The organism is Microbacterium enclense, assembly GCF_001456955.1.
In the GTDB taxonomy this organism is placed as follows: Bacteria; Actinomycetota; Actinomycetes; order Actinomycetales; family Microbacteriaceae; genus Microbacterium; species Microbacterium enclense.
This window is the reverse complement of record NZ_KQ758467.1, coordinates 176,539-191,088: the sequence shown is the minus strand read 5'-3', so window position 1 is coordinate 191,088 and position 14,550 is coordinate 176,539. Positions and strand designations below refer to the sequence as shown.

Genomic DNA, 14,550 nt, shown 5'->3' with positions numbered 1-14,550 from the left:
CCTCCCAGCCGTCTCACATGTTGTCCCGAGGCGTGCGTCCGCGAATCAACTGTGGTATCCGCGATCTCCCACCCCATTACCCCGACAATCCGCTCCCGTAGTCGTGCAGTGTCTACACAACGCAGGAGGCTGGCAATTGGGGGTACCGGCGGGATGCCGCGTGCCTACCGTGAGCGGATGAGCCCGCACGGGACCAGTCGAACGTTCCCGGCATTGATGACCACGGTCACCGTGGCTGCGAACCTCGTTGGCTGTACAAGCGTGGTCGCCCCCACAGAACCCGCCACCCCCATGGGCTCGTCGACGCCGGCGGCTGTCGCGACATCGCCGGAGATGCCATCCACGACGCCCTTCACCGTCCAGACGGATGAGGCCGTCACCGTGATCACGGAGTAGTTGACGGCCATTCAATCGGAAAAGTACGCGGATGCTTTCGCGCTTCTCACCCCGGGCGCGCAGGCGCTGGCCGGCTCAGAACAGCAGTTCGCCGAGACAGGAGTATTCAGCATCGTTCGCGCCGATGAGGCGGTCGATTACCTCGGCACGGGTGAACAGGTTGTTGCGGCGCCCGCTCCCGTGGAGGGGTCGGTGTGGGTGACGGGGTGCATGATCGATCAGCAGATGCGTGGATTGTGCATTCCGCCCCGCAGGGTGCGCGCATTGACGACGCCGGCATCCCGCCCACGGGTGAGAGCCGGTACGCGTGGTCAACCCTGCTTCCGACCCCGAAGTGGCACGCGACACGGCCCCCACCGACCTCAGCAGCGTCGAGCTCTCACCCCCTACGACACCTCTGACCGTGGCGTGGGCCGTCGGCGATGGCACCGACGTATGGCGCTCGAGCACCACCGCTGTCTTCACCGAATGAAGAGGGGCGTTCTGGTGCCCAATGCTCGCTCGCAAAGAGATCCCCGCGTAACCGAACATGTTCGCCCCAACGGTCGGCATCCGAAACGTCACCACCGTGCACATCGCCACCATGACTCGTTCAAGCCGCGAGGCTGACCGACGGCAACAAGCTGGGATCTTTGACCGGATTGGCGGGAGTCCGCTCGAGGTAGCTGGTGCGTGTTGCCCCACCGCCAGTAAGGGGGCTTGCGAAGTGCTGACGGTGGGGACTTCACGACGTTAGCCACTGTCCCCCAAATGGCGGACATCGTGACTGCCGCTTGTGTCGAGCGCGACTGTGTGCATAGACACCACCGCACTTCGTGGCGACCTCGAAAAGTTTCAAGTGGAGAGTGCGCCACCCCCAATGCGGCGCACTCTCCTCCCCGTCGGTTAGAACGCCCGCCGGGTTTCGGCGGAACGAGCTTCAACGGGAGCATGGAGCACTCAGGCCCCTGTTGATGCAGTGTCACCCAAGCAGGAATCCTTACATCGGGCGGCAAACCGGTTCTTACCCATCGCGGGAACCGCCCCACCCGTGGCCTTGGCAGCGGGAACATCCTCCGGCGCCGGACATGCGAACGAACAGCCCGCGGCGCACCGCCTCAGCGACGGAATGACCGGAAGAGCCCAGCGGCGGGGCGCTGCTGTTCCCCTTGCTGCGCGCCGAGCACAACCAAGAGCCCGGTGAGGGCCGGGGTAATCCACTGCAGAATGCGTTGCTGCTTCTGAGCGTGGGCGAGCGCGGAAGAGGACATGGGAGACGGCTGCGTGGCGCTGTCCCCGCCCTCTTCGGCGTGCCGTGCAATGCGAGCACCGAGCAGTCCGGACTGCACAGTCGCGGCAACCGCCACACCAGTGGCAACCAGCTTCAAGACAGTGTTGTGTCGCGCCTCCGACTGCCCAGCGAGACGTGCCTTGTTCCCCAGGATGAGCCCGATTCCCCCCCGTGAACGATCATCGCCGTCAGCTGCACGGGGCTCCACCGCGCCCATCCGGCCGACGACAGTCGAAGTCGTTCCGCCGGGCCAGATGCGTCCGCAGTTCCGCCATTCAAGCCAACGGTCCCCATCAGCGTTCCGCCAAACCAGGCAGCCAGGCCAAGATCGTGCATGCTGCGGACGAGGGTGTTGCGAGTCGACATAGTGGCCTCTCCTACTGGGAAAGTTCGACCACACACCCGTCAGCGGACTTCGGCGACAGGGTTGCTAAGCAACCCTCACCGTGCTGCTGAAGCATTCTTCCACCGGTTCGCCAGCGGAAGCGCTCAAAAGTTCGCCTCCGGGCTCGACTCGAACTCCCCGTCGTGGTCCACCGCGAGTAAACGTCGCTGCCGGCCGATCTCGGCCCACTCCGCGGCTCCGTCAATGTGCTCGACGATGGCGGAGCACATCACCGCGGTCTTCGCGCTCATGAAGAAGCCAGCGACCTGTCCGCACAGTCGGGCGAGCAACGCAGTGTTATCGCCAGCCGCTACGCGGAGGTCCCTGAGCACCGGCTCCGGGTCCTCCGTCAACATATGCGACGTGAGAATGCTCGCCAGCCGTGTTTCGAGGACCTCGGATGAATCATGAAGTGAGGATGGCACGTCGTATTTCTCGTCCAGGAATCCGATGCTGCAAACTCGCAGAAAAGCTCGTGTTGGTCACCGGGAACGAAGCCAAGTCAAACACCACTCTGAAGCGCCCGCCGGACGCTCACTCTGAAGCTTTGGATGGTCCTAACGTGTCGTTGGACCATTCGATGACCACATGCGGACCCGTCGTCCCGGCGCTGCGCACCGCCACGATAGCGCTCGCGCGAACCACCTCTGATTGACAGGGCCGTATGTCGCGCATGGTGCGGGCTGCGTTGTCAAGAGGGCCGCGGCAGAACCCGGCATCGCTACGTTGGCCGCGGGCATGTCAACGACGGCGAATCCGAGTTGCGCCCACCCCCACCCCGGGTAGTGACACCGTTCACGCCCGGGCAGGCCCGAGGCAGTGCCCCCAACGTGCGCCTCGGGCCCGACTCACATCACTCGACCGATCTGGTGGGGACACCGGGGTCGGGGGTTGCCGGGACACTCCGCTACGAAAATCAGCGGTTCAGCGTCTCGATATGAGCGACCACCTGAGACGGTTCAGTGAGGCCGAGAACGAGCGAGCGCAGTGCGCTAACTTTTTGGCGCGAGGGATTTACGCCGTGCGGAACCGAAGCTCGCATTGAATGCAGCTACCTTCCTGGCGCGACACTTTGTCCGCGGACAACTGCTTCCGAAGGTGCGTTTAGCGATACCGGCGGGGCACGTTCCAGGAGCGACCGAATTCGGCGTTGAACTCTTCGGGGTCGAAAGGGCTGTCGCCGCCGGCGGGGAAGCTTGTGAGCTCTCCGAACACGATGCGCCCGTCGACGTCGTAGAGGTCGACGCGCACGAAATCGGTGGGTTGTCCGAGTTTCTCTGCGAGGCGGATCATTTCGTCGAGGTGCGCGGGCCGGGTCCGTTCGGGGTCGGCCCACGGGGGGCCGCCGCTCATCGGGATGCGTTCCCAGTCGGGGCGGTAGAAGTCTTGGGTGCGTCGGCCGAATCTGCCGCTGTCGACCTGTATGAAGGCGCACCGGCCGTGGAAGACGAAGAACTTGTAGTCGTCGGGGATGGCGCCGTCGGCGCCGGAGAGCAATTCTTCGACGATGACCCGCCGCGGCACCTGGCCGTACACCCATTCCCGGTTGGGTCCTTGTCCGTAGAGCTTGGTCACCCATCCCTCTGCGATGGCGATGACGTCGTGGGGGTCGGCGGCTTCTGGGCGGACGTGTCGGTAGACCCATCCCCAGCGTGATTCGGGGAGCTGCGCATCAGCTGGGGCCTGGGGCGATACGACGATTGCCGCTCCGCTGCCGTGCGTCGGTTTGACGACATACTCCGATGGCCACTCGAGGTGGCGGAGGTCTTGTGGGTCGTCGACGACCGCGTAGGCGCGCGGTAGGTAGCGGTCTCCAATGACGGAGGCGACATGTTCGCGCACGGCAGCTTTGTCAGCGAAGGTGACAATGAGGTCGCGACGATCTCTCAGCATCTTGTAGCGCACCTTGTCGCGGAAGGTGGTGGGACGACGTGTACGCCACAGCCTCAGCAGCCGCACGATGCGACTGCGCTCACGCCACCGGATGCGACGTCGTGAAGGGCTCACGGCTCGCCACCACAGGAACAGTCGAGGTCGTCAGCAACTGCTCGCCCCATCGCCGCTCCATCGGGCAGTAGTCCAACGGGGCGTTGGACTACTGCGGCCGCCTCAGTCCACGTTTCGGCGAGCCGGCGTGTATGGGAGAGGGTCGCGTGCTGGGCGCGAGATCGGTCGGTGTGGGTCCGTTGTTTCGACTCCGCGAGAGTGGGCGCAGGCGGGGTCCGCCTCATCTCGATCATGTGTTCAGCTTCGCACGCGGGTATGGGACAGGCAGGGAAGGCGGTAGGCACCGAAGTGCCGTCATCGTTTCGCGGAGCGACCGCGGCCGCGATATCGACGACCGTGGAAGACGCGTACAAGTCGGCGAACGCCTGGCCGCGGATTTTGACGCCTCGCGTCTGGGCCCTTTTCTTGGAGCGCCGCCCGGGCAGAGATGATTCCTGTTGCAGGGATCGCGCACGTGTTGCGGTGTTCTCCTGGTTGTGCGGGTGGGAACGCAGCCGTGTCAGGCCGGGAAGTTGTCCGCCTGCAGGAGTCGCGCAAGGTGCGCAGCGTTCGCGGCGACTGTCGCGTTCGTCGCCGCTGTCTGTCCGGGAGTGTCGTCGAGGTCGTTGTAGTCGGTGCTGTGCATGGCCTCTCCGTTCCAGTAGGTCACTCCTTGGGCGGGGATGGAGTAGCCCACATCGTTCAGAGCTTGGAAGAGGTCGGCGCTGATCTTGTGGGCACCATCTTCGTTGCCGATGATCGCGGCGACGGCCACTTTGCCGAACAGGATGGGGCGGTTTTGGTCGTCTGTTTCGCTGAGCTCAGCGTCCAGGCGTTCCAACACTCGCGCAGCAACCGACGACAGGTGCCCCATCCATGTGGGTGTTCCGAAGACGAGGATGTCCGCCGCCAACAGCTTCTCTCGCAACACGGGCCACTGATCCCCCTCCCCCATGTCTTTCTCCACCCCGGGACGAACGTCGTAGTCCACTACGCGAATGATCTCTGTGGCGACGCCGTGGCTCTGTAGTTGGGCGGCCACTTCGGTGAGAATCTTGGCGGTGCTGGAGGGCGCGGGGCCAGCTTTCAGGGTGCAGTTCAAGGCAACAGCGGTGACCATGTCGAATCTCCTTAGACGGCGGTGCGGGAGCCCACGGTACGACGAGGCTTCACTCCCCGCCGCCCCCTTGCCACCGCGAAGGTGCACTGCGCTGACGACTGTGCCCGATGCCTCAGTTGTTGCCCTTCACGGGAACCGCGGCATCGATTCGACCGGTGCACCTGCGGGTTCCGTCCCAGCTGGACGCAACGACCGCTGTGTCATCGCCGGCTCGCGGGTCGGCGTGGATCTGTGCATCGTTAGGTTTGATGGATACGTCGATGCTGACGGAGGCCGTTGATGACGGATGGAGGCCTATGAAAGACCACGTGGGATTTTCGGCGGCTGGCGGAGGTGAGCGGGGGATAGACGGTTTAGCGTCCACTGATCCCCTCGCGGTTGCGACGACGTTTCTCAGCCTGGTGCTGAGCGGACCTGCGGCGGCAGATCACTTATCGCGGCTGATCACGCCTGAATCCGCCACCGCATGGGGCGACTTCGGCGCGGTGCGCGGCAGGCTCGCAGAACTAGGCAACTGGGGGCTAGGGACCCAGGCCGTGGGGGAGGGAACTACCCGCGATGTGGCGTACGTGAAGATTCTCTCTGACCTCTCGAGCGCATTCCGCCTCCGGGGGGATGATGTGGTGAGCGTGGCGGCACTGATCACCTTGGTATGGCGCCCCGAAGCTCAGTCGTGGCTTGTTCACGCGTTCGGGGGGTACGTGCCAGCCACGCGTGTACCCAGGACATCACCCAACGCTGCCCCGCCAGACGCCCACGCCTCGCACTGACCCGACCGGGCCCAGGACAGGTGCACGAGTACGCGGGACGTCTCAAACGGCGTCGCCCGTCGCCGCCCAGCGGCAACAGCGCGGTAGCTCTGATCGACCGCGTGAATCAGACGGACTCGCGTCCTGCGGCGTCAGCCCGAAAGAAGTGGTGCGGTCACGAATCCGTTAGTGGACGGGCATCCCCCCGGTGACTGCGATGGTCTCACCGACGACGTAGCTGGATTCCTGCGAGGCGAGGAAAACATAAGCAGGTGCCAGTTCGACCGGCTGCCCAGCGCGACCCATCGGGGTTTGTGAGCCGAACTCCTCGATCTTCTCGTTAGGGACGAAAGAGGGCTGCAACGGAGTCCAAATCGGGCCGGGCGCAACACCGTTCACGCGGATGCCCCTCTCGATGAGCTGCTGGGACAGGGCGCGCGTCCAGTTCGCAATGCCCGCCTTCGACACGGCGTACTCCGCGAGAGAGGGCGAAGGCTGGAAACCCTGCACGCTGGAGGTGGTGATGATCGCCGCTCCCGGCTGAAGGTGCGGGGAGGCCGCCTTGGTCAACCAGAACAGCGGATAGATGTTCGCCTGAACCACGTGGTCCAAGGTCTTCGTCTCGAAATCGTCGATGCTGTCGACGGTCGGCATCGTGCCGGCGTTGATGACCAGGATGTCCAGTCCGCCGAGCTCGGCGACGGCCTTTTCCACCACCGCCGTGTTGGTCTGCTCGATCTGAAGATCCCCGGGCAGCAAAACTGCCATACGTCCCTCCGCGCGAATGAGCTCGGCGACCTCTTCAGCTTGCGCCTGCTCCTCCTCGAGATAACTGATGGCGACGTCGGCACCTTCGCGGGCGTACGCGATCGCCACGGCACGTCCGATGCCGGAGTCGCCGCCGGTCACCAACGCTTTCCGACCGGGAAGGCGCCCCTTGCCGATGTAGGTCTTCTCGCCGTGATCGGGTGCGGGGTCCATCTTGTGGATATCGCCCGGACCGTCCTGCTGCTGAGGCGGGAACGGCGGCCGGGGGTACTGAGTGGTCGGGTCCTGGGCGGTGTACATGTCAGCCATGGAACCGACGGTAATCACGGATAAAGAAGTGCCCCACCCCATTGCACGGAACCGACATCGCTCCCGAAGAGGAAGACGTCAGCGCGATGGATTGTCTTGAAGCGACCAGCCAAGCGCTCACGGCTCGCCACCACAGAAACAGTCGAGGTCGTCAACAACCGCTCGCCCCATCGCCGCTGGATCGGGCGCTGGGAGACGTCGGCCGGGGTGCGCACCAGCGACTCGGAACGCTCGACCTTCACTCATCGATGGACCGTCACCGGAAGACGGGCCCACTCTTTCCAACCCATATCTTCTAGGTTCAGATCACGTCCCAGGGTGTGTCGCTGTCGTACGTGCCGAACGAAGCAGGCGCCCAGTCATCGGCAGCTCCCTCGCCGTCAGCGGTGCCGGTATCCAGACCTACCGTCTCGACCGTGATCGTGATGACCGATGTGATTGTGGCGAAGAAGCTGAGGTGGCAGCCGGAATCCAAAGTGACGTCGACAAAGTCACCTCCGGAGCGGACGGCGCCCCTGATGGCGGCCTTCAGCTCGTCGACGTGTTCCGTGGGGGCAAGCGGATAAGTCGCATCGGCGACCGAGAGACACAGCCGATGGATCGCGTGAGACATGCCGGTGAAGGTAGCTTCCGCTCCGCAGAAGCGGGCTCCGGGTTGCGCTGTTCGCATGCATGTGTCGTCGACGCCTCGGGTGTCACCGATCGTGAAGATGAAAGCAGCGAAGGACCGAACCGTGGCTGCCGGGGTAAGCTCCTCAACAGCCACCCGCCCAGCACGCCTCATGCTGCAGCTGCGCCAACCGCATAAGCACGTCGGCACGGCGCCCCAACACACACGGCACCCCGAGGATTAGCCCATCGCGCAGCGGGTGGGCCGGGAAGCGCATCCTGCATGAACACCGCTTTATGGCAAGCAGGTGATGCCGGGGGGAGGCCGCGGGATAGTGAAAGCGATCCGTCGGCAGGGGCGGGGCGTCGTCATCAGCTCTCGCTCACAGAGTGCGACACTTCGTCCCGTCGGCATTTAAGACGGTTCCCCCATGGGCAAATTCACGTATGACGGACAGATCAAAGCAGACTTCGAGGACCGACTCCTCGCGCACCTGCAAGCAGTAATCCTCGCCAAGACACGACGAGGCGAATCTTTCCCTTTCACGTGGAAAGACGACCTGAGCACCGGTGGCGGGCGCACCACCGTGTATATCCACGCGCACTCCTCCTTGGTGTTCAAGTATCACGGCGGACGCACGCCACAAATCAACCCTGCATGGCTACACGCTCTTACCTACAACGCCAACTCCTCCCGCGGCCTCTACGTCTGCCCGGAACCCGACCCGCGCACGCAACATTCAGGGTCGACGCCCGGGGCCCTATCACTCGAGTAGTCCCTGTAGAGGGGGTCAGGCGTGTTGAACGCGGCCATGGTGATGAACCGCAGCCGCGTCGGCGCATGTCTGGGGCTGCCAGAGCCGCGGGCGTGACTGCACATGGCGGCTCCTTGCACAACGGGTTTACCGATGTCACCCTTTTCAGAAATGGGTGCTCTACCGTCGGATAGCCCCCACCGTCAGGCCCTGACAGCCCCCCTTTCTGGCGGTGGGGGCATCAGTATCCGACCCCCACAATCAACTCGATTCATTGAGCGAGGGGCCGGTGGGTAGCCCCTTACAACCACCCACCGGTTGCTGTGACCGTAACGACGCACACTCGATCGGCTTCGCGCCTTGACACCGCTATGCAGCTACGATCCCCACGCTCCCGCCCGAGTGCCCCTGTAGCGCAATAACGGTGCAGTTCAGGCGGTACCAGCAGCGCGAGGTGTTGTGGTTCCGTGACCTGTCCGGGTGCAAGTACGCGATGTCAAGACTGCTGTGGTCCGGTATCCACCCATCGCATCATCGATGCAGCGTGGGGAGGGGGACCATTCGGACTCCTCCCCCGCATCCACCCCCTGCTCACGCGTGAGCTCAGCGCCCGACGGGAGTCTTCTTGGGCCGGTTAATTGTCTCGGAGACCAGCTCGTTCGACATCGAGGACCGGCTGTTATCGCACCTGCGCCTGGTCATCATGAACAAGTTCCGCCGTGGCGAATCGTTCATGCTTCAACTCCCCCAGAGCGATAGAGGACAGCGAAGTGTGTGGCTGCATCCGGCCAGCCCCCTCGTCATACAGTTCTTCGGCGGGCGGCAACCGTCCATCGACCGCAACCTGGTGGAGGAACTGATGACCCAAGCCAGCTCACCCGACGGGCTCACCCTCCGCTCCACAACCTAACCGGCCCCGTCCAGTGCAGTTCGCGCTGCGCCTCAGCACCTGAGGTGAACGCCGACAGACCGCGGAAATATCGTCCCACCACGTGACGATCAGCCGCGTCGCGACGTCTACATGACAAGGGCGCGTTTCGCCCGTACCAACGAGACCGCGGTAGGACGCAACTGCCGGCCGCAGGCGGCGTTAAAGCATTCCTGGCCTGAGTCCAGGGTGACGTACGATTCAGCTGGCGAGAACCGTTCGCCAGAAAGATGTGAGGATCAGCAGGTGCCGTTTCGCAGTAAAGACCTGTTGGAGGCGTGGCTCGAGGAGTTTGCCGCGAGCGGAGCCGCCGGCGGCGGGGTCGCGTTCGTTGCGGACCAGGAACCCGTTGACGGCATCGATAGCGGTCTGGTGATTTTCCCCCTCACGAACGCCACGACATCCGTCTACCTCGCGCCGATCGCGGTGGGGGTTCCGGACTGGCGCGTCACGTTCGAGGCACAACCCGAGGTGACGGAGTTGTCCCCCGAGTCGGTCTACGACCTGTGCCGCGAGCTGTCGTCTGCGGCGGACCTATGCGCGTTCCTTCTACGCAAATCCGTTGCGCACATGGCCCAACTCGCGGCCGACGTGCACCTGTAGCGTCAGCAGTTAGGCGGCGGAACGGTCGACGCGCGCCGATTCTTCGCTCGCTGCAAGCGCTGTGTGGCGCAGGAAGGCCGCGAAGTCGGCTTCGACCTGAGGGTCCAGCTGGGCCATAATCTGCCGGCAGGTGGCATCGAACAACGCCAGTTGCGACCACGGTTCCTTCTCGAGGTCGACCGCGAGATGGATGTGGTTGACGCGGCGGTCCGTCTCATCGGATTCGCGGCGCAGAATGCCACGACGCACGAGACGCTCAACCATCGTGGTCACGCCAGCGGAGGTGACCCCGAGGAAACCAGCCATCTCGGACGGCCGGGCGCCAGGGTTCTTCGCGATGTAGGACATGGCTTTGGCATCGAGCTCATTGACGCCCAGCTGCTTACGTGCGCGCGCTGCCGCAGCATCACGTTTCTCGCTATAGAACATCAACGCCGCCAACAGCGGCGACGTATTGCCTGCTTCACCCGTCATCGACCCATTCCCCACATTCGTGATGTCTCGGAGCACTCTACCTAACCTCCTAAGCTTACGGCCGTGACCATCAAGTCTGATAGAGGTCAACGCCGGTGACACTCAACAAGGTTACCTAACGTTGCTGAATATCTGCTAGCTTGATCTTCACCGGAGCTGACAGCCAGATCCGGATGGGAGGGAAGGCCACCATGACCAGCAACGTGATCGGCGCGACACAGCCTTCTGGGCTGCGTCGGCGAACATTTGTTCCCTCGCCCGCAGCTGCCGCTGCCCAGCGGTGGTACATCGGCGTGACCGCCGCGGCCGCAGTCGTCTCGGCCGCCGCCGTCAGCGTCGTCGCCTCTCTCATCTTCTGAACCTGACCAAACCTTCACCCGCTAGGAGTCATCATGGGAAAGCTCTTCTACAGCTCCGACCCGCAGCCCATCGCCGTCGATGACCGCCTGCTGCAGTACCTGCAGGTCGTCCTGTCGACCAAGCTGCGCCGCAACGAGTCGTTCACGATCACGTGGACGGACACCGACGCTCAGCACACGCGCACGACCCTGTGGGTGCAGCCGGCGATCTCCATGCGTTTCGAGTACGACAGCGCCGAGCCGCAGCGCCTGTCCGGCGGCTACCTCCGCCAACTCGCCGATCAGGCGGCGATGTCCTCCGGCCTCCTGCTGAACGCCGCGACCTGGCAGCAGCAGGAAGACGCGCACCGCGCGCACCTGGCCGCCGCGGCCTAAGACTCCCCCCAAGACGGCCCACCCCCTAACCGGGGTGGGCCGTTCCGTTCCCACCCGCATCACCCGAGGACGATGACCATGCCCTTCCACAGCAAGCAGACCCTGGAGCACTGGGTGGCGGAATTTGTTGACGCCCGAGGAGCCGGGGAAGAGGTACGCGTCGCCGTACAGGACGGTCACGACGGGCAAGACACCGGGCTCATCGTGATGCCCCTCGAGAACGCCCCCAACACCGTCTGGATCGAACCTCGCGAAACCGGCGACGACCTCACCTGGCACATCCTCATCGAACCGTCCAACGAGACATTGGACCTATCAAGCTTCGAGCTCAACGCTCTTACCCACGAACTGCAAATTGCGGCAGAGCTGTGTGCGTACATGCAGGAACGATCCCTCGGCCATTACGAACCGGAAAGTGAACCGGGCTCCAAACCCGAAGCCGCCACCACGGAATAGCGCGGGGCCCCATGGGTTCCGGGGCTCTACGGTGACCGGACCGTCATGCAGGGGGTGCCGCATTGCGGCGACATCCCTGCACGAACTTCGCTGCCAGTCGAACAAGGGCCTGTCGCAACATGACCCCGGTCAGGGATAGCGCGCGGAACTGAAACCTATATAGATGCCGTGACCGTCGATGGATTGAGTCGACGGGCCTCAGGTCGTGCGAACCCCATCGGTTTCGCACCACCTGTGCGATGACGACATCTGCGGCGTCGACTTTGACGTGTCACGCGCATACGGTGTGACCGTGAGTAACGGTCTCGAGCCTGGATCGCTGCTGATGCGCAATGCTCGTGTTTGGCGCAGGCCCGGAGAGCGAGTATCCGGCCCGCAGAGCCTACTTGTCAGCGAGGGTCGTATAACCGGTATTGGGGTCGAGGCTGACCGGCATGCCTCCACGCGAGAGGTCGATCTGGCCGGCAGAGTCGTGACAGCCGGCTTTTGGAACTGTCACGTGCACCTCACGGAGGCCGTGTGGTCCGATCAGTCGGGCGCTGGAGTGTCGCGTGTGCAAGCCGCGATCGATGACATGATGCTCTCCCGGGGCTTCGTGACCGTGTTGGACCTAGGATCGCACCCGCGGACGACAAACGCACTCATCCGAAGAATCGAAGCGGGCGAGCTTCGCGGCCCCAACATCATGACGGCCGGCGCCGGAATACGCCCCTGGCGTGGCGTCCCGTTCTACATGAGGGAACTTGTCCCCTGGTTCACCCGGTGGATGCTGCCAGCGCCCGTGACCGGATTCGGGGCCGGGCGCGCCGTTGCATCGCAACTGCGAAGCGGCGCCAGAATCGTCAAGCTATTCACAGGCTCATACGTCACCCCAGAGAGGGTGAAACCAATGCGAACCTCTGTTGCACGCGCTGCCGTTGAGGAAGCGCACCGACGGGGTGCACGGGTCTTCGCGCACCCCTCGAACCGGGAGGGAACAGCCGTCGCACTGGACGCGGGAGTCGATGCGCTCGCCCACGTTCCTGATGACACGGAGGGGACCGCCCCCCTCCTCGCTCAGGCTGCTCACCGCGGCGTCCGGATGGTGCCAACACTGCACATGTTCGCCTCCACGGTTAGTGCAGATCCCGGCTACCTGCACCCGATTTACACAGCGCTGGGCGACTTCATGAGGCAAGGGGGCAAAGTTATCTTCGGTACCGATGTGGGGTACATGTCAGAGAGGGACACCCGCCCGGAACTCGAGGCAATGGCGAAGAGCGGAATGGGCGTCCATCACCTCCTACGAGCGCTGACATCCGAACCCGCGGACTTCTTCGACGACGACGAGCGCGGCGCGATTGACATAGGCCTTCGCGGCGATCTGACAGTCCTCGACACCACATCGGAGGCAGTGCAACCTGCGGATTTGTCACGGGTCTACGCGACGTTTAAGGACGGGAGGATGATCTGGCCAGCCTCTCTGGAGTGAGGGCCCGAACCCTGCTCCAGAGCTCGGAGCCGGGTGCGAAACCGATCGGTTTTGCACCACTGGAGACGAGCACCGGTGACCAACTGAGCTTCAAGCGCCTGGCTGCTTCCGCGCACTCACCCAAGGTGGCAGTTTCGGCTATAGGCAGCCCAGCTAACCCTGCGCTTGCGACGCCTCGCCGCACGGGGCTGCGAATAATAGTGGGCTGACGCGAAAGTGCCAGAGGTCCTTTCTGTCCAGGTGTGAGCCGTACCGTTCCCGCACGCCCTCCTCCCCGCGGGCGGAAAGGACACCCCTCATGGCCTCCAACATCGGCTACGCCACCCCCGACAAGAACACTCCGCTCGCTCCGTACACCTTTGATCGCCGCGAAGTCGCGGCCGAGGACGTGCGGATCGACATCGCGTACTGCGGCGTCTGCCACTCCGACGTGCATCAGGCCCGCGACGAGTTCGGCGGCGCGCTCGCGACCCTATGGCCGTGCCTGCCCGGGCACGAGATCGCTGGCACCGTCGCCGAGGTCGGCGCCGACGTCACCGCCTTCGCGGTTGGCGACCGGGTGGGGGTGGGATGCCTTGTCTATTGGGGCGACGAGTCGCAGCGTGGCGTGAGCGAGGAGCAGTACCAGAACCCGCCGGCCATCTTCACCTACAACGGCAAAGACCCCGCCACCGGCGAGGTGACCCTGGGCGGCTACTCAGACGAGATCGTGGTGAACCAGCACTTTGTGTTGCGTATCCCGGATGCCATCCCCCTCGAACAGGCAGCGCCGCTGCTCTGCGCGGGCGTGACGACGTGGTCTCCGCTGGAACACTGGAACGTCGGCGCCGGCAGCACCGTCGCAATCGCCGGACTCGGCGGACTCGGCCACCTTGCCCTGCAGCTGGCCAAGGCGCGCGGCGCCGACCGCGTCATCGCGCTCACCACCACCCCCGACAAAGCCGACGATCTGCGCGAGCTCGGAGCCGACGACGTCGTCGACATGAACGACGACGACGCCGTACAAGCGCACGCCGCGAGCATCGACTTCGTCCTGTCGACCATCCCCACGCCGTTTGACATGAGGCCCTACCTCTCGCTGATACGCCATGACGGAGCACTCGTCACGGTCGGCATGCTCGAGCCCATCCACGAAGCGGGCATCGACTTCGGCGCCGTATCGATGAGCCGCATCACCATCGGGGGCTCACTCATCGGCAGCATCGCCGAGACGCAGCAAGTGCTCGACTTCGCCGCCGAACACGGCATCCGCCCGGAGGTGAAAGTTATCCCCGTGCAGCAGGTGAACGAAGCCTTCGACGAGATGGTCGCGAATGCCGTGCGCTTTCGCTACGTCATCGACAACAGCACGCTCGAACAGGATCGGGAGCGCGCCGAGACCCTCCCCGCGTAATCGGCAACGGATCCCCCACCCGCGCCATCACCAACGCGCTCTCCAAGCAGACAACGCTGAGAGTGACCCCGGCATAGAGCCCGTGGTGCAAAACCGATCGGTTTTGCACCTTCTGGTTCGATAGACAACCGGCACCAGGGATGC

17 protein-coding genes are annotated in these 14,550 nt (G+C 64.1%); 9 read left to right on the top strand and 8 right to left on the bottom strand.

What is annotated here, in order from left to right; translation table 11 throughout:
* Window positions 1-164: 164 nt before the first annotated feature.
* Entirely contained in the window at window positions 165-407 is a 243-nt protein-coding gene (locus AS029_RS00885) for a hypothetical protein (RefSeq protein WP_058230735.1), read from the bottom strand.
* Window positions 408-703: 296 nt separating this feature from the next.
* On the opposite strand from AS029_RS00885, the gene AS029_RS17475 reads away from it, so the two are divergent.
* Window positions 704-868 (top strand): hypothetical protein, encoded by a 165-nt coding sequence (locus tag AS029_RS17475; protein ID WP_167345215.1) that lies wholly within the window; start codon window positions 704-706, stop codon window positions 866-868.
* A gap of 1,287 nt (window positions 869-2,155) precedes the next feature.
* Here AS029_RS17475 and AS029_RS00875 read toward each other — a convergent pair.
* The 6 genes from AS029_RS00875 to AS029_RS00855 form a co-directional block, all read right to left on the bottom strand.
* Window positions 2,156-2,476, bottom strand: a complete 321-nt coding sequence (locus AS029_RS00875; RefSeq protein ID WP_139167980.1) for a hypothetical protein — start codon at window positions 2,474-2,476, stop codon at window positions 2,156-2,158.
* 679 nt (window positions 2,477-3,155) lie between these two features.
* Window positions 3,156-4,058 carry an ATP-grasp fold amidoligase family protein gene (locus tag AS029_RS00870; RefSeq protein WP_228375845.1) on the bottom strand — a complete coding sequence of 301 codons (903 nt, stop codon included), beginning with the start codon at window positions 4,056-4,058 and terminating at the stop codon, window positions 3,156-3,158.
* A 499-nt stretch (window positions 4,059-4,557) separates the two neighbouring features.
* A complete protein-coding gene (locus AS029_RS00865) occupies window positions 4,558-5,157 on the bottom strand; it encodes a flavodoxin family protein (protein ID WP_058230733.1) in 600 nt (199 codons plus the stop codon).
* 935 nt (window positions 5,158-6,092) lie between these two features.
* Window positions 6,093-6,983: an SDR family oxidoreductase gene (locus tag AS029_RS00860; protein WP_082642122.1), complete on the bottom strand. Its 891-nt coding sequence runs from the start codon at window positions 6,981-6,983 to the stop codon at window positions 6,093-6,095.
* 14 nt (window positions 6,984-6,997) lie between these two features.
* Entirely contained in the window at window positions 6,998-7,225 is a 228-nt protein-coding gene (locus AS029_RS17135) for a hypothetical protein (RefSeq protein ID WP_139167979.1), read from the bottom strand.
* Window positions 7,226-7,284: 59 nt separating this feature from the next.
* A complete protein-coding gene (locus tag AS029_RS00855) occupies window positions 7,285-7,596 on the bottom strand; it encodes a hypothetical protein (protein ID WP_058230731.1) in 312 nt (103 codons plus the stop codon).
* Window positions 7,597-8,023: 427 nt separating this feature from the next.
* Between AS029_RS00855 and AS029_RS18100 the strand changes: the two genes are divergently transcribed.
* The 3 genes from AS029_RS18100 to AS029_RS00845 all read left to right on the top strand — a co-directional run bounded on the left by AS029_RS18100 (window position 8,024) and on the right by AS029_RS00845 (window position 9,878).
* Window positions 8,024-8,368 carry a DUF7882 family protein gene (locus tag AS029_RS18100; protein ID WP_074615790.1) on the top strand — a complete coding sequence of 115 codons (345 nt, stop codon included), beginning with the start codon at window positions 8,024-8,026 and terminating at the stop codon, window positions 8,366-8,368.
* Between the two features lie 604 nt (window positions 8,369-8,972).
* Window positions 8,973-9,257: a DUF7882 family protein gene (locus AS029_RS18095; RefSeq protein ID WP_058230730.1), complete on the top strand. Its 285-nt coding sequence runs from the start codon at window positions 8,973-8,975 to the stop codon at window positions 9,255-9,257.
* Between the two features lie 264 nt (window positions 9,258-9,521).
* Window positions 9,522-9,878, top strand: coding sequence for a hypothetical protein (locus AS029_RS00845; RefSeq protein WP_058230729.1), 357 nt, complete (start codon window positions 9,522-9,524; stop codon window positions 9,876-9,878).
* Between the two features lie 9 nt (window positions 9,879-9,887).
* Here the strand turns inward: AS029_RS00845 and AS029_RS00840 are convergent, their stop codons facing one another.
* Window positions 9,888-10,388: a MarR family winged helix-turn-helix transcriptional regulator gene (locus tag AS029_RS00840; RefSeq protein ID WP_082642081.1), complete on the bottom strand. Its 501-nt coding sequence runs from the start codon at window positions 10,386-10,388 to the stop codon at window positions 9,888-9,890.
* 155 nt (window positions 10,389-10,543) lie between these two features.
* On the opposite strand from AS029_RS00840, the gene AS029_RS17470 reads away from it, so the two are divergent.
* The 5 genes from AS029_RS17470 (at window position 10,544) to AS029_RS00820 (ending at window position 14,406) form a co-directional block, all read left to right on the top strand.
* A complete protein-coding gene (locus tag AS029_RS17470) occupies window positions 10,544-10,711 on the top strand; it encodes a hypothetical protein (RefSeq protein ID WP_167345214.1) in 168 nt (55 codons plus the stop codon).
* A 33-nt stretch (window positions 10,712-10,744) separates the two neighbouring features.
* Window positions 10,745-11,086 (top strand): DUF7882 family protein, encoded by a 342-nt coding sequence (locus AS029_RS00835; RefSeq protein ID WP_058230727.1) that lies wholly within the window; start codon window positions 10,745-10,747, stop codon window positions 11,084-11,086.
* A 72-nt stretch (window positions 11,087-11,158) separates the two neighbouring features.
* Window positions 11,159-11,542 (top strand): hypothetical protein, encoded by a 384-nt coding sequence (locus AS029_RS00830; RefSeq protein ID WP_228375844.1) that lies wholly within the window; start codon window positions 11,159-11,161, stop codon window positions 11,540-11,542.
* A 292-nt stretch (window positions 11,543-11,834) separates the two neighbouring features.
* Complete coding sequence (locus AS029_RS00825; RefSeq protein ID WP_139167978.1) at window positions 11,835-13,013, top strand: amidohydrolase family protein; 1,179 nt, start codon at window positions 11,835-11,837, stop codon at window positions 13,011-13,013.
* 298 nt (window positions 13,014-13,311) lie between these two features.
* The gene (locus tag AS029_RS00820) at window positions 13,312-14,406 is read left to right on the top strand and encodes an NAD(P)-dependent alcohol dehydrogenase (protein ID WP_058230725.1); all 1,095 of its coding nucleotides are present in this window, start codon (window positions 13,312-13,314) and stop codon (window positions 14,404-14,406) included.
* Window positions 14,407-14,550 lie beyond the last annotated feature (144 nt).

What these genes read in the sequence shown, in the direction of transcription:
- AS029_RS00885 (WP_058230735.1), bottom strand. Translation starts at nt 407, where the DNA reads ATGGCCGTCAACTACTCCGTGATCACGGTGACGGCCTCATCCGTCTGG.
- AS029_RS00865 (WP_058230733.1), bottom strand. Translation starts at nt 5,157, where the DNA reads ATGGTCACCGCTGTTGCCTTGAACTGCACCCTGAAAGCTGGCCCCGCG.
- AS029_RS00860 (WP_082642122.1), bottom strand. Translation starts at nt 6,983, where the DNA reads ATGGCTGACATGTACACCGCCCAGGACCCGACCACTCAGTACCCCCGG.
- AS029_RS00855 (WP_058230731.1), bottom strand. Translation starts at nt 7,596, where the DNA reads ATGTCTCACGCGATCCATCGGCTGTGTCTCTCGGTCGCCGATGCGACT.
- AS029_RS18100 (WP_074615790.1), top strand. Translation starts at nt 8,024, where the DNA reads ATGGGCAAATTCACGTATGACGGACAGATCAAAGCAGACTTCGAGGAC.
- AS029_RS17470 (WP_167345214.1), top strand. Translation starts at nt 10,544, where the DNA reads ATGACCAGCAACGTGATCGGCGCGACACAGCCTTCTGGGCTGCGTCGG.
- AS029_RS00835 (WP_058230727.1), top strand. Translation starts at nt 10,745, where the DNA reads ATGGGAAAGCTCTTCTACAGCTCCGACCCGCAGCCCATCGCCGTCGAT.
- AS029_RS00830 (WP_228375844.1), top strand. Translation starts at nt 11,159, where the DNA reads ATGACCATGCCCTTCCACAGCAAGCAGACCCTGGAGCACTGGGTGGCG.
- AS029_RS00820 (WP_058230725.1), top strand. Translation starts at nt 13,312, where the DNA reads ATGGCCTCCAACATCGGCTACGCCACCCCCGACAAGAACACTCCGCTC.